The 21,465-nt window shown below is 41.3% G+C and carries 21 protein-coding genes; 14 read left to right on the plus strand and 7 right to left on the minus strand.

Translation table 11 applies throughout. The features are described 5' to 3' along the window. Nucleotides 1–283 precede the first annotated feature (283 nt). The 5 genes from P0108_RS01490 (at nt 284) to P0108_RS01510 (ending at nt 7,829) form a co-directional block, all read left to right on the plus strand. A complete protein-coding gene (locus tag P0108_RS01490; protein WP_119504654.1) occupies nt 284–2,710 on the plus strand; it encodes an acyltransferase family protein in 2,427 nt (808 codons plus the stop codon). A 103-nt stretch (nt 2,711–2,813) separates the two neighbouring features. Continuing rightward, nucleotides 2,814–4,394: a glucose-6-phosphate dehydrogenase gene (zwf, locus tag P0108_RS01495; protein WP_064621464.1), complete on the plus strand. Its 1,581-nt coding sequence runs from the start codon at nt 2,814–2,816 to the stop codon at nt 4,392–4,394. Further along, entirely contained in the window at nt 4,391–5,332 is a 942-nt protein-coding gene (locus P0108_RS01500; RefSeq protein WP_004109831.1) for a glucose-6-phosphate dehydrogenase assembly protein OpcA, read from the plus strand. The genes zwf and P0108_RS01500 overlap by 4 nt, the downstream gene beginning before the upstream one ends. A gap of 54 nt (nt 5,333–5,386) precedes the next feature. Continuing rightward, on the plus strand, nt 5,387–6,211 hold the full coding sequence (gene pgl / locus P0108_RS01505) for a 6-phosphogluconolactonase (protein ID WP_004109833.1): 825 nt from the start codon (nt 5,387–5,389) through the stop codon (nt 6,209–6,211). Between the two features lie 280 nt (nt 6,212–6,491). Then, nucleotides 6,492–7,829, plus strand: a complete 1,338-nt coding sequence (locus P0108_RS01510; protein WP_004109838.1) for an ATP-binding protein — start codon at nt 6,492–6,494, stop codon at nt 7,827–7,829. Nucleotides 7,830–7,918: 89 nt separating this feature from the next. Here P0108_RS01510 and gndA read toward each other — a convergent pair whose 3' ends face one another. Further along, nucleotides 7,919–9,373 carry an NADP-dependent phosphogluconate dehydrogenase gene (gene gndA / locus P0108_RS01515; RefSeq protein WP_004109841.1) on the minus strand — a complete coding sequence of 485 codons (1,455 nt, stop codon included), beginning with the start codon at nt 9,371–9,373 and terminating at the stop codon, nt 7,919–7,921. A gap of 425 nt (nt 9,374–9,798) precedes the next feature. On the opposite strand from gndA, the gene nrdH reads away from it, so the two are divergent. The 5 genes from nrdH (at nt 9,799) to P0108_RS01540 (ending at nt 15,006) form a co-directional block, all read left to right on the plus strand. Next, on the plus strand, nt 9,799–10,059 hold the full coding sequence (gene nrdH, locus P0108_RS01520) for a glutaredoxin-like protein NrdH (RefSeq protein WP_033888558.1): 261 nt from the start codon (nt 9,799–9,801) through the stop codon (nt 10,057–10,059). A 3-nt stretch (nt 10,060–10,062) separates the two neighbouring features. Next, nucleotides 10,063–10,563, plus strand: a complete 501-nt coding sequence (nrdI, locus tag P0108_RS01525) for a class Ib ribonucleoside-diphosphate reductase assembly flavoprotein NrdI (protein WP_004109846.1) — start codon at nt 10,063–10,065, stop codon at nt 10,561–10,563. 94 nt (nt 10,564–10,657) lie between these two features. Next, a complete protein-coding gene (nrdE, locus tag P0108_RS01530) occupies nt 10,658–12,883 on the plus strand; it encodes a class 1b ribonucleoside-diphosphate reductase subunit alpha (RefSeq protein WP_119504606.1) in 2,226 nt (741 codons plus the stop codon). Nucleotides 12,884–12,965: 82 nt separating this feature from the next. Beyond that, complete coding sequence (gene nrdF, locus P0108_RS01535) at nt 12,966–14,045, plus strand: class 1b ribonucleoside-diphosphate reductase subunit beta (RefSeq protein WP_012913780.1); 1,080 nt, start codon at nt 12,966–12,968, stop codon at nt 14,043–14,045. A gap of 367 nt (nt 14,046–14,412) precedes the next feature. Beyond that, complete coding sequence (locus P0108_RS01540) at nt 14,413–15,006, plus strand: hypothetical protein (protein WP_041160459.1); 594 nt, start codon at nt 14,413–14,415, stop codon at nt 15,004–15,006. 212 nt (nt 15,007–15,218) lie between these two features. On the opposite strand, the gene P0108_RS01545 is transcribed toward P0108_RS01540, so the two are convergent. Further along, entirely contained in the window at nt 15,219–15,506 is a 288-nt protein-coding gene (locus P0108_RS01545; protein ID WP_004109873.1) for an addiction module antidote protein, read from the minus strand. Further along, complete coding sequence (locus tag P0108_RS01550; protein ID WP_004109878.1) at nt 15,500–15,778, minus strand: type II toxin-antitoxin system RelE/ParE family toxin; 279 nt, start codon at nt 15,776–15,778, stop codon at nt 15,500–15,502. Before P0108_RS01550 ends, P0108_RS01545 begins: the two co-directional genes overlap by 7 nt. A gap of 408 nt (nt 15,779–16,186) precedes the next feature. On the opposite strand from P0108_RS01550, the gene P0108_RS01555 reads away from it, so the two are divergent. Together P0108_RS01555 and P0108_RS01560 are read left to right on the plus strand one after the other, a co-directional pair. Then, complete coding sequence (locus P0108_RS01555) at nt 16,187–16,399, plus strand: hypothetical protein (protein ID WP_004109881.1); 213 nt, start codon at nt 16,187–16,189, stop codon at nt 16,397–16,399. A 189-nt stretch (nt 16,400–16,588) separates the two neighbouring features. Further along, nucleotides 16,589–16,849 carry a hypothetical protein gene (locus P0108_RS01560; RefSeq protein WP_012913776.1) on the plus strand — a complete coding sequence of 87 codons (261 nt, stop codon included), beginning with the start codon at nt 16,589–16,591 and terminating at the stop codon, nt 16,847–16,849. 38 nt (nt 16,850–16,887) lie between these two features. Here the strand turns inward: P0108_RS01560 and P0108_RS01565 are convergent, their stop codons facing one another. Both P0108_RS01565 and P0108_RS01570 read right to left on the minus strand, forming a co-directional pair. After that, on the minus strand, nt 16,888–18,105 hold the full coding sequence (locus P0108_RS01565; protein WP_064621676.1) for a histidine kinase dimerization/phosphoacceptor domain-containing protein: 1,218 nt from the start codon (nt 18,103–18,105) through the stop codon (nt 16,888–16,890). Continuing rightward, entirely contained in the window at nt 18,099–18,839 is a 741-nt protein-coding gene (locus tag P0108_RS01570) for a response regulator transcription factor (protein WP_012913774.1), read from the minus strand. The genes P0108_RS01565 and P0108_RS01570 overlap by 7 nt, the downstream gene beginning before the upstream one ends. A 193-nt stretch (nt 18,840–19,032) precedes the next feature. On the opposite strand from P0108_RS01570, the gene P0108_RS01575 reads away from it, so the two are divergent. Together P0108_RS01575 and P0108_RS01580 are read left to right on the plus strand one after the other, a co-directional pair. Beyond that, nucleotides 19,033–19,536, plus strand: a complete 504-nt coding sequence (locus P0108_RS01575; RefSeq protein ID WP_012913773.1) for a hypothetical protein — start codon at nt 19,033–19,035, stop codon at nt 19,534–19,536. A 227-nt stretch (nt 19,537–19,763) separates the two neighbouring features. Further along, complete coding sequence (locus P0108_RS01580) at nt 19,764–19,955, plus strand: hypothetical protein (protein WP_473730744.1); 192 nt, start codon at nt 19,764–19,766, stop codon at nt 19,953–19,955. Between the two features lie 12 nt (nt 19,956–19,967). Here P0108_RS01580 and P0108_RS01585 read toward each other — a convergent pair whose 3' ends face one another. Then, nucleotides 19,968–20,567 (minus strand): FMN-binding protein, encoded by a 600-nt coding sequence (locus P0108_RS01585; RefSeq protein ID WP_064621414.1) that lies wholly within the window; start codon nt 20,565–20,567, stop codon nt 19,968–19,970. 45 nt (nt 20,568–20,612) lie between these two features. Beyond that, nucleotides 20,613–21,458, minus strand: coding sequence for an ABC transporter ATP-binding protein (locus P0108_RS01590; protein ID WP_082915431.1), 846 nt, complete (start codon nt 21,456–21,458; stop codon nt 20,613–20,615). Between the last annotated feature and the right edge of the window lie 7 nt (nt 21,459–21,465).

Consider the following 21,465-nt stretch of genomic DNA (forward strand, 5'->3'; position numbering starts at 1 on the left):
CTGTTCTATCTCACTTTAGCGCGCACCGACGAACGACAGCAATAGAGCATATAAAACAAAATTTTGTTAACAAATTTCGTTAAATAATAAACGTTTTGTATCACTTACAGAAGTAGCATAAAATCACATATTTCTAGCACATCCTAGGCATAGCAACAAGACACGCTTTAAGCTATAAAAGTGTCTCAATACACAGTTACTATTGCTACGTTTTACACACGATATGTTGCATACATACCAGTATGGTTACCGAAGCGTAGGCAAGATGACAAAAAAGAGATGCGTGAACACTTCCACTGCTTCACAAGCAGGTCAATCCTTCAAAACAAAGAAGGTTCCTACAGAAAAAAATGCTAGTAAAACGACCTCAACTAATCTTTCAGCAAACGCAAATAATACCGTAGAAAAAACTATTACCGTAGAAAAAACTATTAATAGCGCAAAAGCTGAAAATAAACAATCATCTACTTTACCTACAAATACTGTTTCGAAGCGAAATAAAGCAATAGACGGTTTAAGAGCTCTAGCAATTATTGGTATTGTATGCTTTCATATGCGTCCAAGCCTTCTTATGGGAGGATTCCTTGGAGTAACACTGTTTTTGGTATTGGCAGGATATTTTTGCACGAGATCAGTTCTGCGCTATTTAAACGCAGATGAAAACGCAAAAAATGCAAAAAATATCGAAGATAATAATAAAAATACTCAAGGAATCAGGCATTACTGGGAGTATTTACTAAAGCGCGTAAAAAGAATTTGGCCGCCAACACTTGGAATTATCGCTATAACAGCACCAATTATGTGGCTTTTTTCGCCAAGTCTACTACCAAAGTTACAAGCGGATGCTCTTTCAGGCTCCGGATTCTTTAGCAATATAATGTATGTTGCCCGTAAACTTTCATATTTTGAACAGTCCGGACTACCTTCTCCTATCAAACATCTTTGGTATCTCGGACTTTTAATGCAGGCTTTTGTTATATGGCCTATTATCCTTGCTGCACTTATTAAATTCGTGCGTAGCAAGCTAATACGCATGTATATCACAGCAGGTTTAGCCATACTTTCTTCTATTCTTACTTTTACTTTTGCCTACTTATTTAACAATTACACAACTCCAGCTCGCGTCTACTATTCTCTAGATACGAGAGCATCAGAATTCTTAATGGGTGCAATGCTAGCAATGTACGGTGCTTGGTTTGCAAAACATTCATTCCACGCGTGGCTTATTCATGCATTACATTTGCTAATGGGCAAAAAGAACATATCGGTCAGCTTAGCTTCATCAGTTAAGTTAGACAGTAGTGTAGATAATTCAGCACTAACGAAAAAATCAGATAAATCCTGCGCAAATAAAGAAAAAGAGTTTATTGAAGATGGAATACCTGCTGACTTGCGCGAAGGATTACAAATTGATTTATCAGATAATAGCGTAGCTCCAGATATACAAGAACTTCCAAATAACGCATTCAATAAGCCAAAAACTGTTTTTTATAATCCACTTCATGCATGGCAGAGATCTTGCATTGGACTGTTGGCAACAATTGTGTTGTGCTACTGCTTTGTGTATGCAGAAGGCACATCTTCAGTATTTGTTTTTGGCGGATACACAATAACAGCAGCCGCTTGCACACTAATACTGTGGTCGTGCACGCAAACTGATAATATTTGCTCGAGAATATTTGCATGGGCTCCGCTCGCTTATATCGGCAGACGCTCTTTTGCAATTTATTTAGTTCACTTCCCTGTTCTTGAATTATTCAACCCAGCAAATAGAACAACTGCTGTATCTACAGGAGAGCAAGTCTTGCAAGCACTAGTAATAGTTGTACTTGCAGAATGCTTGTATCAATTATTTGAAAAGCCAATACAAGATCAACAATTATTTAAGCTTATTCGCTCTGTCTCACTAACTTTGTGCTGCATAATTATTGTGTCGTTAATTATCTTGCCAGTAAATTGGCAGGATATAGCTAAGCATAGGTCAATGCAGCTTCGCCCAGAATTGACAGCACAAGTAGAGCAATCTTCATCGTCAAATAAAAAACCTACTGCTTTTGACAAAACTAATTCTAAGCAAGAAACAAAAGAAAAAGCAGTTCCAAAAGGTGTGCAAAAGAATGTAGTAAAACAGTCTCTTCCACCTACACCATCGAAGTATCGCATTCTCTTCCCTATTGCAGAAAAAGTTCCACGAAATCTTGTTACTACTCATACGCGGATCGACAAACGACGCAATACTTGTTCCGTAAACTTAACTATGGTTGGAGATTCTATTACTGAAGGCGCTAAACCATATTTGATGCAAGTTATGCCTAACGCTTATATAGATGGAAAAGTGAGTAGACAAATTTTCCACGGAGCTGATGAATACGAGAAAGATATTTCGGTAAAACACGCTGGAGATGTGGTGATTTTCGCTCTTGGAACCAACGGTCCTCCTCATGACGATAGCGTGCTTCAACACATGGTTGATGTCGCAAAAGGTAGACCTGTTTATTTCGTTACCACACGAGTTCCGCAACCTTGGCAGGATGCAACGAACGATAGCTTACGCAAGTTCGCAGCAACTCATCATAATGTTGGCATTATAGACTGGCATGGTTTGAGTAATGGTCACTCGGAATATTTGACTGACGATGGAGTTCACTTAACTCCAATCGGCGGTCCACAATACGCGAAGATGATTCGTTTAGCTGTATGCGGCGGCTGAAAATTAGAGTTATAACGCGCTAAAACTTTTTAATACTGTTATTAAGCATAATAAATTGCGTTTTGCGTGGTGAAAATAGCTACGAAATATTACGATAGTATCTATGACTGAGTTGAGGACACTACGTGATTCGCAAGACGCTAGGGAAAGCGTATCTACTTGGACGAATCCTTTGCGCGATCCGCGTGATTTGCGTTTAGCTCGCATTGCGGGTCCGTGCAGCCTAGTAATTTTTGGCATTACTGGCGATTTAGCACGCAAAAAACTTATGCCAGCAGTATATGATTTAGCTAATCGCGGACTTTTGCCTCCAGGATTTGGTTTAACTGGTTTTGCGAGACGCGATTGGACGGATGAACATTTCGTAAACTTTGTGCGCGAAAATATTGAGCAGCATTGCAGAACGCCATTTCGTGAGTCAACTTGGATTAATCTCGCTAAAGGCATACGTTTCGTACGCGGCACCTTTGATGATGCGTCCGCATTTGAGCGTTTAAGCAAAACAGTGAACGAACTTGATCGAGACAGAGGTACTCGCGGAAATCACGCTTTTTACATGTCTATTCCGCCTTCCAGCTTCCCAGTTGTTGCCCAACAGCTTGCAGCATCAGGTCTTTCGCACTCTTCTGAGCATGCTTGGCGACGCGTAATTATTGAAAAACCTTTTGGCCACGATTTAGCGAGCGCACGAGAATTGGATCGCGTCGTTTCTGAAGTTTTTGATCCTAATTCTGTATTCCGAATTGACCATTATTTAGGCAAGGAAACTGTGCAAAACTTGCTGGCTTTCCGCTTTGCTAACGCAATGTATGAGCCGATCTGGAACGCAAATTACGTCGATCACGTGCAAATTACGATGGCTGAAGATATTGGCATTGGCGGAAGAGCCGGATACTACGACGGAATCGGTGCTGCTCGTGACGTGATTCAGAACCATTTGCTTCAACTTATGGCTCTTACTGCTATGGAAGAGCCTGTAAGCTTCCGCGCTAGCGATTTGACTGCTGAAAAAACAAAAGTATTATCTGCAATCCGACTACCTCAAGACTTGGCTGCCAACACTGCTCGAGGACAGTATGCAGCAGGATGGCAGGGCTCTTACAAAGCTGTTGGATACTTGGAAGAACAAGGCATTGATCCTCAAAGCACTACTGAAACGTACGCTGCAGTGCGACTTGACGTTGATACTCGCCGTTGGGCTGGAGTTCCGTTCTACTTGCGAACCGGAAAACGTTTAGGCAAGCGCGTTACGGAAATTGCTGTTATTTTTAAGCGCGCTCCGCATTTGCCGTTTGAGTCTACTGCTGTGCGCGAACTTGGCAGTAACGCTATTGTGATTCGAGTTCAGCCGGATGAGGGCGTTACTATGCGTTTCGGCGCAAAAGTTCCTGGCGGCACAGCTATGGAAGTTCGAGACGTTTCTATGGACTTTAGTTACGGACGCTCTTTTACTGAAAGTTCCCCTGAAGCTTACGAGCGATTAATTCTTGACGTACTTCTTGGCGAACCACCGCTATTCCCAACTACGCAAGAAGTAGATTTAAGTTGGAAAATTCTTGACCCTATTGAGGAATTCTGGAGTTCGCTTGGCACACAACCGCAACCGTATCGCGCTGGAACGTGGGGTCCAGCAGAAGCTGATGCTATGCTTGCTCGAGATAATCGCCATTGGAGATTGCCATGATTATCAACCTTCCTGATACCAATACAAGCAAAATTGCAGCAAAAATCGACGAATTGCACGAAGAGCGCGGCGAATCCGCTACTGGTCGAGTGCTCACTTTGCTTATTGATACAACTCTTAAAGAATTAGAGCATGCACTTGATGCAGCAAACGCAGCTAGTCGCGAGCATCCTTGCCGAGTTATTGCAATGGTTCGAGATTGGTCTAGCGAACACGCTGCTGAGCGCGGTGAAGTTGTGCCAAATCTTGATGCTCAAGTGCGTTTTGGCGCAGATGCTGGAGCTGGTGAAATTATTATTTTGTATCCGCACAACGGTTTAGTTCGTCATCCGGATACGCTTGTTATTCCACTACTCGTGCCAGATGCGCCGATTGTTGCATGGTGGCCAACAAACGCTCCTGAAGATCCTGCTCACGATTTGCTTGGAGCTATGGCAAGTAGCAGAATTACTGACGCACAGCGAGCAGACGATACTCTTAAAACTGTGCAAAACTTGCGCAAAAACTGGTCTCCGCAAGATGCAGATTTGTCTTGGACGCGTTTAACTCCTTGGCGCGCGTTACTTGCTTCTATGCTCGATCAACCTCCACATTTGCCTATTCTTAGCGCGAAGATTGTGGGTCCTACTCATTACGTATCTTTGCACTTACTGGCAGCTTGGCTTAAGAGTAGCTTGCATGTTCCTGTAGAAATAGTTGAAAATCCTGAAGCTCAAGCTATTACTTCCGTAACTTTAGAACGCGAGGATGGCACATTGTCACTCACTCGCCCTGCTGGCGGAGATCAAGCTTTGATTAGTCTGCCTGGACAGGCTGCACAACCTATTGCGCTTCCTATTCGCACTCTGGATGATTGCTTAAGCGAAGAATTGCGACGCATTGATCCTGACGAAATTTACGCGCAGTTGGTGCGAGATAATCCTGCAGAAAATGCGTGAATCATTACGTGAAACAATTCGTGAAACATTTTCAATGGCATAAAAGGAACAACTATGACAAATAATGAAGTTACTTTTGCGCATAACGCAAGTATTTACGGATACGATAATCGCGATGTGCTTGCAGCTGTTGCAGCCCAACGCTTGGTGACTCTTATTATGGAATCACAGAATGATGTGCAAAATCTCAATAAACCATTCCATTTACTTCTTACTGGTGGCACAGATTCAATACGCATGTTCCAAATGCTTGCTAGCAATCCACTTTTACCAGCAATTAATTGGAATTTAGTGCATATTTGGTGGGCAGATGAGCGTTTCGTAGCTTATGATAGCGAGGATCGCAATGCACGCAAGGCTCGCGAAATGTTTCTTAACTTACTTACTTCTAACAAAGCTTTGGCAGAATCTCATATTCACGAAATGCCTGCAGATGAGCGTAATGCGGAGGAAATTGCAGCAGCCAGCGACGCTGAAAATGACGCTATTTTAGATGCTGCAGCGCGCGACTATGAGGAAGAAATTGTGAGCATACTTGGCAAAGAGCCAGTGTTTGATTTAGCAATTCTCGGTATGGGGCCGGATGCGCATATGGCTTCACTTTTCCCAGGATTACCGCAGGTTAATAATCGCGATCGCATTGTTGTTGGAGTAAATCACTCCCCTAAGTTGCCGCCTATGCGCTTAACTCTTACTGTTCCTGTATTAGCTCACAGTCACTGCACTTGGTTTTTGACTGCCGGAGCAGAAAAGGGCGCTGCTTTAATGAATTCACTTTCGGGAGCTAATAATCCTGAATATCCTGCGTCTTTTGCAAACGGAACAGACGAAATCTCTTGGCTAACCACCGCAGAAACTTTGCAAGCTGCTATTGAATAACTGCATAGTTTTCTAGCAATATGCATAATATTCAGCAAGTCAAAGATTAAATGCGCTACACAAATTGGCGCAAATGCGAAAATAGCGTGTTCAAAACATGGCGCATTTGGGAAAATCGACCCCTAAAAACATGGCGCATTTGGGAAAATCTGCTTGACAAAATATGTCGCATTTGGGAAAATCTTTATAAAACCGTTGAAATTACAAGGAAAACCGCACTCGGCAACACTTGAACAAATCAAGCGCAAATTTGTAATAAAAGAAAGAGCACAAAAATCGCATGTTTGATAGAAAAATATACAAAGAAATGCTGAAATGGAAGCATGAATATGCGCCAAATTATGCGCTTTTTCTTAAAGGAGCAAGACGAGTTGGCAAAACAACATTAGCTGAAAAACTTGGCAAAGAAGAGTATAAGTCTTATATTCTTATTCGTTTCGATCAAACCGAAGAAGACATTAAGCAACTTTTTATAAACAGTCTAAGAGATTTAGATACTCTATTTAACACAATACAGTTAGCTTATAATACCAGACTTTATAAGCGAGAATCTCTTATAATACTTGACGAAATACAACTATTTCCGCAAGCTCGGCAAGCAATAAAAACTCTGCTTGAAGACGCTCGCTATGATTACATTGAAACAGGCTCACTTGCTTCTATTACAAAGAAAAGCAAGGATATTCTCATACCCTCAGAAGAGTACACGCTAGAAGTACTTCCACTTGACTATGAAGAGTATTTATTAGCGAACAATAACAACATGATTTTCCCTACTATTAAAGATCACTTTGAATCACTTAAACCTATGGGCAGTATGCACCAGAGCATAATGAAGTCTTTTAGAGAGTACATGTTGGTTGGAGGAATGCCACAAGCTGTTCAAGCATATGTTGATACAAAAGATTTTGCGAAGGTTGACTTTGCTAAACAACAAATAATCAATCTTTATAAGCAAGATATGCAAGACCAGGAAGAAGAAAACCCTAGTTACGTAACTAATTTTTTCGATAGAATTCCAGCAGAGCTTTCCAAACATGACAAACGTTACATGCTATCTCACGTAGATTCCAACGCGCGCATTAAAGAGTATAGGGATCCAATACGCTGGCTTGAAGAAGCGATGATAGTAAACATTGCAAACAGCGTTGAAGATCCGAGTGTAGCTTTGAATCTATCTACTATCAATCCTTCTTTCAAATGCTACATGATGGATACAGGACTCTTAACTTCGTTAGCATACAAAGATAAGCCTTACCTAGAAAACGAACTTTATAAGGCAATTCTGCTAGACAAATTACACATTAATGAAGGAATGATAATAGAAAATATTGTCTCACAGTGCCTAAAAGCAAATGGACACAACGCGTATTTTTACAAAAAAACAAATACCAATACCAAAAAGACAGTAATGGAAATAGATTTTCTCTTAAGAAAAAATAACAAGATTATTCCGATAGAAGTAAAATCTGGCAGCAGTAAAAATGTAAAGTCAATTACAAACTTTATGGAAGCTTTTAGTAAAACCAGCAGCGAAGGAATCGTGCTTCACCACGGAGAAATTAAGCGCGAAGGCAAACTGCTTTACCTACCGTACTACATGGCTTCTGTATTGTAAAAAGAAAGCGTCGCATGCAGAATAACAACGCATGTGACGCTTTTTACATAATTGACATTTTAAATTTTATATATACACTTTTACATGCACTAATCTTGCTTTACTTCTGGGCGATTAGGATCTGCCCACAAAGTGTGGAATACGCCTGGCTCGTCAATACGACCGTAAGTATGAGCACCGAAGAAATCACGCTGAGCCTGAATAAGCGAAGCCGGCAAACGCTTAGAACGCAAACCATCGTAGTATGCAAGCAAGCTAGAGAATGCTGGCACAGGCACACCATGCTCCACCGCACGCGCAATAACCCTACGCCAAGCAGCTTGAGACTTTTCAATTGCAGCCTTAAAGTACGGTGCAAAAAGCAAAGAAACGCTTGCTTCACCGGACTCAAAAGCCTCGGAAACGCGGTTCAAGAACTGAGCGCGAATAATGCAGCCGCCTCGCCAAATACGAGCAACTGCAGCCTGGTCAATCTTCCAATCATGCTCAATTGCAGCAGCCGCAATCTCATCGAAGCCCTGAGCATAAGAAACAATCTTAGAAGCGTACAAAGCTTGGCGAATATCCTCAATAAACGCCTTACGCTCAGCATCGTTCAAATCAAAATGCACATCCGGACCAGTCAAACCTTGACTTTCGGCAGCTTCTCGCAAAGCAACCTGACTGGAAAGTCCGCGAGCAAACACGGCTTCAGCGATACCCGTAACTGGTATGCCAAGCGAAAGCGCAGATTGTACAGTCCAAGTACCAGTGCCCTTCATGCCAGCATGATCCACCATCATCTCAACCAAAGGCTTACCAGTCTTAGCATCCTTCTGGCGAAGCACATCCGCAGTAATCTCAATCAAATAAGAATCAAGCTCGCCCTTATTCCACTCGCTAAACACATCCGCGATTTCGTCGGACTTCATGCCCAAACCGCGAAGCATTAAATCGTAGCTTTCGGCAATAAGCTGCATATCCGAGTACTCGATGCCATTGTGAACCATCTTCACAAAATGACCAGCACCATCGGTACCAATATGCGTTACGCAAGGCTCACCTTCAGCAACAGCAGCAATAGACTTCAAAATAGGACCAAGAGTCTTCCAAGATTCCTCAGTGCCACCAGGCATCATCGAAGGACCACGCAAAGCACCTTCTTCGCCACCAGAAACACCGCAACCAACGTAATGAAGACCACGCGCGCGAATGTCACGCTCTCTGCGAATCGTATCTTCAAAATAAGAGTTTCCGCCGTCGACGATAATATCTCCAGGCTCCATAGCATTTGCAAGTTCTTCAATAACAGCATCCGTAGGAGCACCAGCTTTTACCATAATGATTGCGGTGCGCGGACGCTTTAGAGAAGCCACAAATTCTTCAACAGTTTTTGAAGGCACAAAAGCACCTTCACTGCCATGCTCATTCATTAAAGTTTCAGTGCGCGAATAATGACGATTGTAAACAGCTACTGTATTTCCATGATGCGCAAGATTACGCGCTAAATTCGAACCCATGGCAGCCAAACCAACAACACCAATATTTGCCTGAGCTTGAGTCATAATGACACCTCTTATCTTGTACTTGTTTTGTTATTTGCACGCATGCTTTGCGCACCCAAGCAATCTGCATTATCTACAAAATACACAATTTTTTATTTTGCGTTACGCCCCTTCAAGAAACGCACTTAATAATTTTATAGGCGGATATGCACAAGGCTTAACAATATGCAAGTTAAGTAGTTTTAAATATAAATTTTGTGAAATAAATTACATTTTTAATCGTTAAAACTAAGCTCATATTTACTTCATAAAACACGACACGCTTACAAACACGCTATTTTTAGCTATTTTAATAATAACTATATATAGTGTTTACACAGTCGACACACCACTATAAATAGTGCTTATTCAGAGTAAGCTAACTACTTGGCTTTTGTCGATACAACACGGAATTGTAAAATTCCCCATCACCAGAGGAGATTGAAATGACTATCACAGTGTTTACTAAACCTCATTGCCCACAGTGTGATGCAACTAAGCGACAGTTCACAAAACTTGGCGTGAACTTCGAAACTGTAGACTTGTCAAAAAGCCCCGAATCACTCGAACAGCTAAAAAATGCAGGATACCGTCAAGCTCCAGTAGTCATTGCTCCCGACGCATCCTGGAGTGGGTACCGTCCAGATTTAATTGCGCAAATTGCGGATAAACTCGGAACTTCCGCAGAGACAGCAAAAGAAGCATAAGAAATGTGTGAGCAAGAAAATATAACACAACAAAGCGAACCAGAATCTAGCGCACAAGGCGAATCAATCGGAGCTGTAGTCTACTTTTCCTCAGTTTCGGAAAACACGTTAAGATTTGTGCAAAATTGCGATTTTCCAAGCAATAACGTGAACGTATATCGCATACCGCTTCGTCCTAAAGAGCCGGAATTAAACGTGCGCGAACCGTACGTTTTGATTGTTCCAACTTACGGCGGTGGAAATATTGCGAAAGCAATACCGATGCAAGTTCGCAAATTCTTAAATAATCGCGAAAATCGTTCGTTTATTCGCGGAGTAATTTCTTCCGGAAATACGAATTTTGGAGAAGCATATTGCGCTGCAGGTGATCAAATTGCAGGAAAGTGCGGAATCCCAAATATGTACTCGTTTGAACTTACGGGAACTGCAGAAGATATAGAAAAAGTAGCGCAGGGCATACCGAGATTTTTAAAACAACTCAAAGAAACAGAAGAAACAAAATAAACAAAACAAACGAAACAAACGAAACAAGTAAAAGAAACAAAACAAAAAGCGTTTAAAAAAGCAAAAATAACGCATGAAGAAAGGAACAAACCCCATGAATAGCACGGATCCGATGAGCGAATCTACTTCGCTTAATCTTGATCACACTGATTCTGCAAGCACAACTGCCAGCACAACAGCAGAGCGCATTCGCAACAGTCGCGACTACCACGTTCTTAACGCTATGCTCGGTCTTTTTGACCCAGAAAAAGGCATTCAGTTTGATAAAGATCAGGAAGCAGAAAAGCTTTACGTTTCGGGTTACGTGCAAGAACACAGCATGAAGTTTGCTTCAACTCGCGAGCGCTTGAACTATTTGGTTGACAACTACTACTACAACAGCAATGTGTTCGGAAAGTACAGCGACGAGTTTCTCGATAAGTTCTACGAGCATGCGGAAGCTGCCCACCACACTTTTGGCACATTCTTGGGTGCTTTTAAGTTCTACACTTCTTACGCTTTGAAGACTTTCGACGGCAAGCAGTATTTGGAAAACTTCGCTCAGCGCGCAGCTGCTGTTGCATTGGAACTTGCAGATGGTGACGAAAAAGCAGCGACCAACTACTTAGACGAAATGCTTGCAGGCCGCTTCCAGCCAGCCACCCCAACGTTCTTGAATCTTGGTAAAGCTCAGCGCGGCGAAGCTGTGAGCTGCTTCCTCGTGCGTTTGGAAGATAACATGGAGTCTATTGCGCGCGGAATTAATTCTGCTTTGCAGCTTTCTAAGCGTGGCGGCGGCGTGGCTCTGCTTCTTACGAATTTGCGCGAACTTGGCGCTCCTATTAAGCGAATCGAGAATCAGTCGAGTGGCGTTGTGCCTGTTATGAAGCTTTTGGAAGATTCATTCTCTTACGCTAATCAGCTTGGCGCTCGACAGGGTGCAGGTGCAGTGTATATTAGCGCGCATCACCCAGATATTATGCGTTTCCTCGATACTAAGCGCGAGAACGCAGACGAGAAGATTCGCATTAAGTCGCTTTCTTTGGGTGTTGTGATTCCAGATATTACTTTCGAGCTTGCTAAGCGTAAGGAAAAGATGGCTTTGTTTAGTCCTTACGATGTTGAGCGCGAATATGGCAAGCCTTTTGCAGATATTTCTGTTACCGAGCATTACGATGAGATGGTTGCAAATCCTCGCATTCACAAGAAGTACATCGACGCTCGCGAATTCTTTATGACGATTGCAGAAATTCAGTTCGAGTCTGGCTATCCTTACATTTTGTTTGAGGATACTGTGAATCGCACGAATCCTATTGAGGGTCGCATTACTATGAGCAACTTGTGCTCAGAGATTTTGCAAACTCAGGAAGCAAGCACTTATAACGCCGACTTGTCTTATAGCCACGTCGGTCGCGATATTTCTTGCAATCTTGGCTCTCTTAATATTGCTAAGACAATGGATGGCGACTTGGGCACAAGCGTTGATTTGGCTGTGCGTGCGCTCACTTCTGTTTCGGAGCATACTTCTATTGATTCTGTGCCTTCGATTCGTCGCGGTAACGCGGAAGGTCACGCTATTGGCTTGGGTCAAATGAATTTGCACGGTTTCCTTGCGCGTGAACACATGCAGTACGGAAGCGAGGAAGCTCTTGACTTTACAGACATGTACTTTATGACGGTTGCTTACCACGCTTATAAGGCTTCTCACGCTTTGGCTGTAGAGCGCGGCCACGCTTTTGCAAACTTTAAGACGAGCGCTTACGCTAAGCCTGCAGGAAAAGGCAACTACTTCGATAAGTACACAGATGGCAGCCGCTCGCTTGAGCCTAAAACTCAAAAAGTTCGCGATTTGTTTGCCCGTTTTAACGTTGCGATTCCAACCGTCAGCGATTGGGAGCAGTTGCGCGACGAGATTTTGCGCGACGGCATTTATAACGAGTATTTGCAAGCTGTTCCTCCAACTGGCTCAATCTCGTACATCAACCATTCCACAAGTTCAATCCACCCGATTGCTTCTCGCATTGAGATTCGCAAAGAAGGCAAGGTTGGACGCGTCTACTACCCTGCTGCATACATGACGAACGACAATATGCAGTACTTTAAGGACGCCTATGAGATTGGCTGGAAGGCAATTATTGACACTTATGCCGAAGCAACTCAGCATGTGGATCAAGGATTGTCGCTTACTTTGTTCTTCCCAGACACTACGACTACTCGCGATTTGAACAAGGCTCAGATTTACGCATGGCGTAAGGGCATTAAGACTCTTTACTACATTCGTATTCGCCAGAAGGCTTTGGAAGGTACGGAAATCGAAGGTTGCGTAAGCTGCACGCTGTAAGTCGTAACGCTGTGAATTTTTCGCACGCCAAATCAAAAACTTAAAAATTTTATAAAACGTAAACACAGAATCAGGAGTAATAATGACAGAACTCAGCCCAACCGAGCTTAGAAGTAGCCTCGATAAGCCTTTCGGCACAAATCGCGTAATCGCAGATGACGCTATGATGGCAGCTTCTATCACACCATCTCAGTACCGCTACCATCACGGATCGCGCGTACGCCCAGTTAATTGGAATAATATTGTTGACGACAAGGATTTGGACGTTTGGAATCGCCTTATTGCTAACTTCTGGCTTCCAGAAAAGGTTCCGCTGAGCAACGATATTCCTTCTTGGCGTTCCCTCACCGATCTTGAGCGCAAGACCACTACTCGCGTTTTTACAGGCTTGACTTTACTCGATACCAGCCAGGCAACTATTGGCGAGCTTTGCCAAATTGAGCACGCTCGCACGGAGCACGAGCAGGCTATTTACACGAATATTGCTTTTATGCAGTCGATTCACGCTCGCTCCTACTCCTCTATTTTCTCTACTCTTTGCTCTAGCGAAGAGATTGACGAAGCTTATCGTTGGGCTGTTGGCAACGACGTTTTGCAGCAGCGTGTTACCACAGTGCTTTGCGAGTATGAGAGCGAAGATCCGCTTAAGCGCAAGATTGCTGCAACTATGCTTTCTTCGTTGCTTCTTTACGCGGGATTCTACCTTCCGCTTTATTTTGCTTCTCGCGGTAAGATGATGAACACTGCAGATATGATTCGTTTGATTTTGCGCGATAAAGCGATTCACGGCTACTATTCTGGCTACAAGTTCCAGCGCGGTTTGGAGCTTAGAAGCGAGAACGATAAGAAGAATCTTGAAAAGTTCACTATGAACTTGCTCGACACTTTGTATGATCTGGAAGTTGAGTATTCTGGTCAGATTTATGAAGGATTTGACTTCCATGATGACGTTTTTGACTTCGTGCGCTACAACGCTAACAAGGCTTTGATGAATCTTGGTTACCCTGCCAAGTACAGCGAAGAAGAAACTCACGTAAGCCCAGAAATTCTCGCTGCTCTTTCTCCTGCAGCCGACGAAAATCACGACTTCTTCTCCGGCTCTGGTTCCAGCTACATTATGGGCAAGTCAGTTGAAACCGACGACGATGATTGGGATTTCTAATCAAATAGTTGATTTACTAACTGATTTGCTGAATAACTGAATAACTAACTGATTGGTTAACTAATTAATTTAATTAGTTAACCAATTTTAATTTAGTTAGGTTAATTATTGCAGCTAAATAGAGTCTATATAAAAAGCTAAAAAGTCAGAAAGCAACACAGGTCACTCAGCCTTTATGGTACACTATGTGAAAAGGAACTGGTCTTGTTGATTCGTTTATGCAAAAATCGGCAGCGATTATCACTTCCTACTCACGTTCAAACCAAGATTTTTGAACTGAACTGAGCAGGCACTAAAGTTGGAGTTCAAGTTTATAAAGATGACTAACATCCGTTAGACGCATCTACAAGAAGAAAGAAATCCATTTATGGGGAAAATGACTTATAAAAAATTACTTTGTGTTGTAGTGCTCTTCAGCTCGCTAGTGGGGCTAGCAGCCTGCGGTAACTCCGAAGCAAACAAACCAGTACCAACAAAAATAAGCCGTCATTCTACCAAAAAACATTCAAAACCAATCAAAAAAGCCTCAAAAAAGAAAATCGCCGAAGCTTTTGTAAAGGGACAAGAAGGGACTTTGGAAGCCCTAGGTGAAACTAAACGCGTTATTTGGGACGCTTATCCTGATCAGTTGGCTTACGTTAAAGATGCTTTCTATCACTGGACTCTTCAAGACGACTGGTTCCAGGTTAACACTGGCCATTATATGGTTGTAGACCGTTTGAACAGTTCAGGCATCTTATTAAAGAAACTCCAAAAAGGCATGCCAGTTAAATTAAACGGCAAAGATTACAAAGTGGCGGATTATAAAGACTTTGAGGGTGGCGGAAGCTCGGATAAGTTGCTAAAAGTATTCAAAGAGTACGTTGAGCAATTCCCTAAATCTGCTTACTTTATTCAAACTTGTCTCGATGCCAGAACTTATGGCGGACAACGTTTAGTAGTTCTTGACGTAGCAAAATAGTAAACGATTTAGCAATATAACTTAGATTAGTTTCCAAATTTTGTTGTCTTGAAAATATTGCCTGTTCATCAATATCGTTGATGAACAGGCAATATTTTTTAACTGATTACGCGACTGTATCGCATAACTTTAATTGCACAGTCGCTATGCTATACGAGTTATCGTGGCAAAAATTGCAAAATTAGCAAAAACTGCCACGATAACTTGGTATGTCACGCATTTGCTGGTTCTATTGCAATGCGTCCACCTAACGCTTGAACAACTTTCGCAATAGTTTGAAAGCTAGGATTGCCATCTCGTCTTAGGCTTTTGTAAAGGCTTTCCCTTCCAACCTCAGCTTTTTGAGCAATCTCTTTCATGCCTCGAGCTTTTGCAATATCGCCTATAGCAGCTTGCAACAAACGAGGATCGTTAAGTTCTGCTGCAGCATTGAGATACGCAATAACATCATCATCGTCCTCAAGATACTCACTCGCATCCCATTTACTTATATTTACCATTTTTTCTCCTCAATTAATTGTGCGAGAAGTATCTTCGCTTGCTTAATATCTTTACTTTGACTACTTTTATCTCCACCAGCAAGTAATAGCATTAGTTTTAAGCCTTTTTGTGCAAAATACACACGATACCCTGGTCCAAAAGTGAAACGCAGTTCACTAATACCATTGCAAACTGGATGTAAATCACCTACTGGCTTACCTGCAATTTCGCATAATCTCAGTCTCGCGTTAATTCGAGCTTTAGATTGAGTATCGCGAAGTTTTTCATCCAATTGCGATACTCATCTGTTTTAAGTATCTCCATAAAAGTATTTTATCCTGTAGGATACAGTTTTGCAATATAAGTAAACAATCATATCAGTTATCGTGACAGTTTTTGCTAATTTTGCAATTTCTGCCACTATAACGTATGTGTTTGGGTTGATTTTTGCAGCATAAAATTTCTACTGAGCCAAAAATAACAATTACAAGTATTGCCAATTTTACTGTGTCGCTAAAAATAGTTACAGCTGATTACATGACAGTATTTTTTATTACACTGAGAGCCATTGCACAATTTATTTGCGCAGCAAAATAGCGTTTTAAATAAAGGAGTTATGCGGTGAAGTGCTTAGCAAAGACAGTAGCTGCAATAGTTACAACAGTGACAATGTGTCGCAACCAGTGGTAGGTAAATCATTATGAAAAAGCAAATCTTGGCTTATTTTAAGCGACTTATCAAACGAGAAGCTACTTATATGCCGTTAACATTTATTGGCTTGCTTGGAATTTTTGCAATATTTAGTGGCAATACAATTGCTTACATTTCATCTCCAAATAGGTGGATTGAAACATTTGTTTTTACACTTATTGTTGCTTTTGCACGTGCCTTTATACCTGATAATCGTTATTGAACAATTTATTTCATGAAGATTAGCGAAATGCACACAGCACTTCGCTAATCTTCTATTTCATATTTTCTAAGTTATATTACGGTAGATTTTAATCCTATTTGGTTGTTTTTATTTATCAGTAACTTTTCGGTTACTGTCTAAGATGCTAATATGCAATATTCATAGATTACATTAAGAAGAAGGAATGTCATGAGTCAAGATTTTGGAGTAAAAAATTGGAATCCATCTGCTGCAGCAAATATTAGTAACGATGACGATAATCTTTCTGAAGAAGATTTTGATAAATTGGCTGCAGAGCTTGAGCAATTCTTTACCAAGTATGTAGTGTTAGAAAATAATAAGTTTGTAGTTCATGACGATGCGATTATTGCCGATGGTTATGAAGAATATTTAGAAGGCTTTCACATCTTAGCAGAAAAATTCACTGCTGGTCTTGAAGAGGACAGGTAGCGTAAATTAACCACGATAAAGCGAGAGTCTGATTGATACTAGTTTAGCGGAATAACAACATTGACCAACCATGCATCATCATCTTTTTGCGCGTTTAAAGATCCACCTAAACGTTCCACGGATTTTTTGTGGAATAGTAGTCCTTTGCCAAAAACAAGTCTTCCACCAAACTTATTCGACAACGAATTCATACACATTATTTTGCATTCTCGCTCATCAACAGTAACGTTCATAGAAAAGTCAACGCTAGTACTGCAATGCTTACGAATATTAGTAAGCAACTCACTGCACATGCGAATAGCACATTGAGCTTTTTCAGTACTAACAGTTGCAGATGCAGCAAAATCACCACTCCCCGAACTTTTATCAACCACTGTTAGAGAACCATAGTACCCAAGCTGCTCACAAATTTGCCGTTCAGCCTGTAAACGCGCACGAATATTGCATAAGAAATCAGCCAAATTCATGCAATCATTGCTATTAGAACTATAAACAAACTGCGTACTAGCAATATTTGAATCTAAAGAATCATCATACTTTTGTTCAGTTTGCTCAAGCAGGCTGATAACAAGTCTCGCTTTGGAAAGTGCATTACGCGAATGTTCAATAATCTGCTCTAACGATTCTTTTGTATGTTCATTGTTCTTAGCATATAAAGCATCCGTTGCAAGTAGTGTAATATCCGTAATCTCATTGTTCACATCGTCATGCAATTGCAACGCAACCGACGCAATATAAGACTGGAACTTACTTCGTACAATATCCATTTTTGCGCGATTATTTTCTTCCAACATGTTCAAATATTTGCGCAAAACGTAACCACAAATCATGGAAATAAGAATAAAACAAGGAAAAGTAAGCGAAATGTACGCAATTTTTGCAAAGTAGATAATATTCAGCGAAACTATGTACGCACAAAGCAAATACTTCCACGAATCATAAAAGCCTGCAACAAACATGCTAGCAATCAGCGCAAAAAGCACGCAAGTTGCATTTACACCTGGTACTGCTAACGTTACGCAATACAAAATCGGAGTTACGAGTGATACTTGACGCGGAAAAGCAATCAAAAGAAATATTGCAAACATCCAAACGTATTGACACGCAGATTGCTGCGGGTTATGCCACAGCCCAGCTGTATTGCACGATTGCACATCCATTGACACTACAAGAATCGCCAATATTATGAATAAAGTTCGCTGAATTTTCCAGCTTTTAACCAACTCAATAACGCGCGAAAATGTTTTCATTAACATGCGTTATCCGTTTCTTGAGAAGGATTCGGATGATTCTGAAGCGAATTATTAAAATATTGCAGATTGCTAGTTTGCTCACGATTTTGCATTGCAGCAAACGCGGATATTGCTTGCACTCGGTTAGAAACATGCAATTTTTTGTAAATCCTATGAATATGCGTGTTAATAGTGTTTGGCATAAGACCAAGTTGAGCCGCAATCTGATTTGTTGTGCAACCTTTAGAGAGCAGATCCATGATTTTTAGTTCTTGAGGCGGCAAAACGCTACGCGACCTTGATTTAGAAAGCCTAATAAAAGATTCTTGCGGAGTAGCAAAATCGTAAGCAACATCTCTAACACATCGGCAGCCATACACCTTCTGATTATCGCAATATTGCAAAGCTTCTGCTAGTCCTTTGAAATTGTCTTTAGCAACCATTGCCTGCCCACCAACTTGCGCTACTGACGAAGCGTAGGATCTACAGTCATACGAAGTCATACCAATTAAAATAATGTTATTGTTTTTCTCGCGAATTGCGCGTATTACCTCTACTCCAGACATGTCTTTCATTGACATATCAATCAAAATATAATCCGGAGTCGTTTTTGTTACTTGGCAATATTTCAAAGCTTGCACGCCTGATTTTACGCACCATTTGCACACGTACTCGCTTGGCAAAAGCTTGCTGAGCACGTTTCGCATAACCGCTAAAACTAGTGGGTCGTTATCTACTATTGCATACGTTTTTTGCATAATGGCTTTCTTGCAATCTTATGCTACTTTTCTTATATTCTACTTTATAAGCATGCGCAAAGTAGGGCAAATCGTGTAGTAATAAATGATTACAAGTAATGCATGTAAGTCAAATGTGATTATAATAAGTAACAATATGCAGCTTTTAGTTGCGTTGAAAATTCATTTTCAATATTGATTGCAGCAGGATTATATGACAAAACGATTAGTAGTATTGCACTCCGCAGAAGTAGCTGCGATGGCACTTGCCTCAACAGCTGCTTTTATGCGTAGCTTTGGCTTTTTCGTTTTGTGGCTTGTTTTAGGACTTCTTTCTGTTGCATTGTATTCTTATGCATATTTTTTCTTGCGCAAAAGCGTTATTAAAGCAAAAAATGCGTATATAGGAAATAATATATCTAATCTTAACGGCGCAGGCGCTAACAGCATAAGTAGTGATGTTGAGAATATAGAAAACAACAAAGATTACATAACAACTCTTGAGCAAAAACGCAAAAAAGTCGAATCACAAAATAAGCAAATACTTAGTAATTATCTAAATAATTTAACAAATATTATTTCATGCTTTATTTGTGGGCTTATTCACGTTCCTTGGATTTATTACTACGGAATTGCAAATGGCGTCTTAACATTGGTGATTTTGTGGCGAGTAATAAAGCGTCCACAAGGTCACCCTATTGATGAAAGCGATTTGTAAAGATTTAAGACTTATTGGCAATCTACCATTACGTTGAGTATTAAGTTTTGAGTACATCATATTGCTGCAAAGAATTGCAATATTTATACTAGAAATACAAAATACATACGAACGAGAAGCAATGTACATGAATTAACTACAATGCTCACGAACAAAACAGCAAATTGGAAAGAAGGCAACTCATGAGCAAGGACTCTATAAAAGTTATTAAAAAAACGCTTATTTAGATTCTTAAGTGGGCATTATTTACAGCAGTTGAGTTCCTTCTTTTGTATGTTGCAATTATTTCTTGGAATCATGATTTTGCACAGTTCATGGACGAATACAGTGATGCTATTATTCCATTTATGGCAGCAACCGGAGCCATGGCAGCAACAATGATTCGCGACGAAGGCACTATTCTTGAAGTCAAAGATTAAGGTGGTTGTAGATTATTTTGCGGATTGAATTGAAGCCTCTTGGCGAGCAACGTCAAGTGCTTTGTTGAAGGCATCGCTAGTCCAACTTGCTCCAGCAACAACCGAAATATGCAAATCTTTCAACGGTTTTCCAACGATTTTTCCTGGAATAGCCTTTGAGAATGCATCCATATGGCCTCTTGAAATCGGCGTAAACGGATGAAGCGTCATTTGCACATCGCTAACATTTCCATTTGCAACACTTAAGCGCACATCAAAACTGTCTTCTGCAACCGGACCATACGTAGCTTTGACTTTATAGTCGCCATCTTTGTAATTGCCAGTGTCTGTTTTAGGCTGATTCTGCTGGTTCTGAGAATCCTCACTTTGCGCAGAAGATTTAGATTGCTGAGCACCAGCATCGTACTTTCCAGAAGGATTACCACCATCATCCGCGCTTTGACCAGAATTGCCAGCAAACTCATCGTTCATCGGCACAGCGCTCGGCTCGCCGCAAGCAGAAAACATAGCGGACGATGCAGCTACAATCGCAAGCGCAGCAACGGTTTTCGTAACTTTTTTGGATTTCAAATCGTCGCGTGAAACATCGTGAAACATATTATCTGAAACCATAAAATCATCGCCTTTAAATCTTGTATATTTTAAAACCTTGCGCAACTAATCATCTAAATTCGCTAATTTAGGCGACTTAGTAGGCTCATGGTCTTGCAAAGCTTCCGCAACGCTTTCATCAACGTGAGCACTCGTAAACGCAGGCTTGCCGCCAATCGCCTCGTATACTTTACGCGCATCCTCATTATTCCAGCGCTCACCAACAAGCACACCGTGATTAAGCATAATTTCGCGATCCGCGCATTGAGCTACCAAAGAATCGTGAGTTACAACAATAATCGTCGTGCCTTGCTTGTGTAGCTGCTTAAACAAGTCGAGCACAATCTGCTCATTTTTTTCATCCAAATTGCCAGTCGGCTCATCCGCAAGAAGCAACTTAGGGCAGTTAATAAGCGCACGAGCAACGCAAACACGCTGCTGCTCGCCACCAGAAAGCTGGCTTGGCAAATGGTGAGCGCGATCCTTTAAACCCACGCGATCCAAAGCATCCATTGCTTGAGCTTCGTCAACAACCGAATGATAGTATTGCGCAACCATCACGTTTTCAACTGCCGTTAAATGCGGCACAAGATAAAACTTTTGAAAAACTAAGCCGATTACGTTTTTACGAACGTCTGCAAGCTGACCTGCGTTCAAATCCTCAAGTTTGCGGCCTTGCAAAGACACGGAACCCTTGGACGGCGAATCCATGCAGCCAATAATGTTCATGAGTGTTGTTTTGCCAGAGCCACTGGAGCCAACAATAGAAAGCCACTCACCTTCTGGCACAGTAAGCGACAAATCGTCAACCGCACGAAGAGAGCCGTAAATCTTGGAAATATGATCCAAAGTCAACAGCATTTTTGACTTAGACTCCGCGCTATCTAACTTATTTTCTATATTCTCTGTCATATTAAAT

Source organism: Gardnerella sp. c10Ua_244 (genome assembly GCF_055818055.1).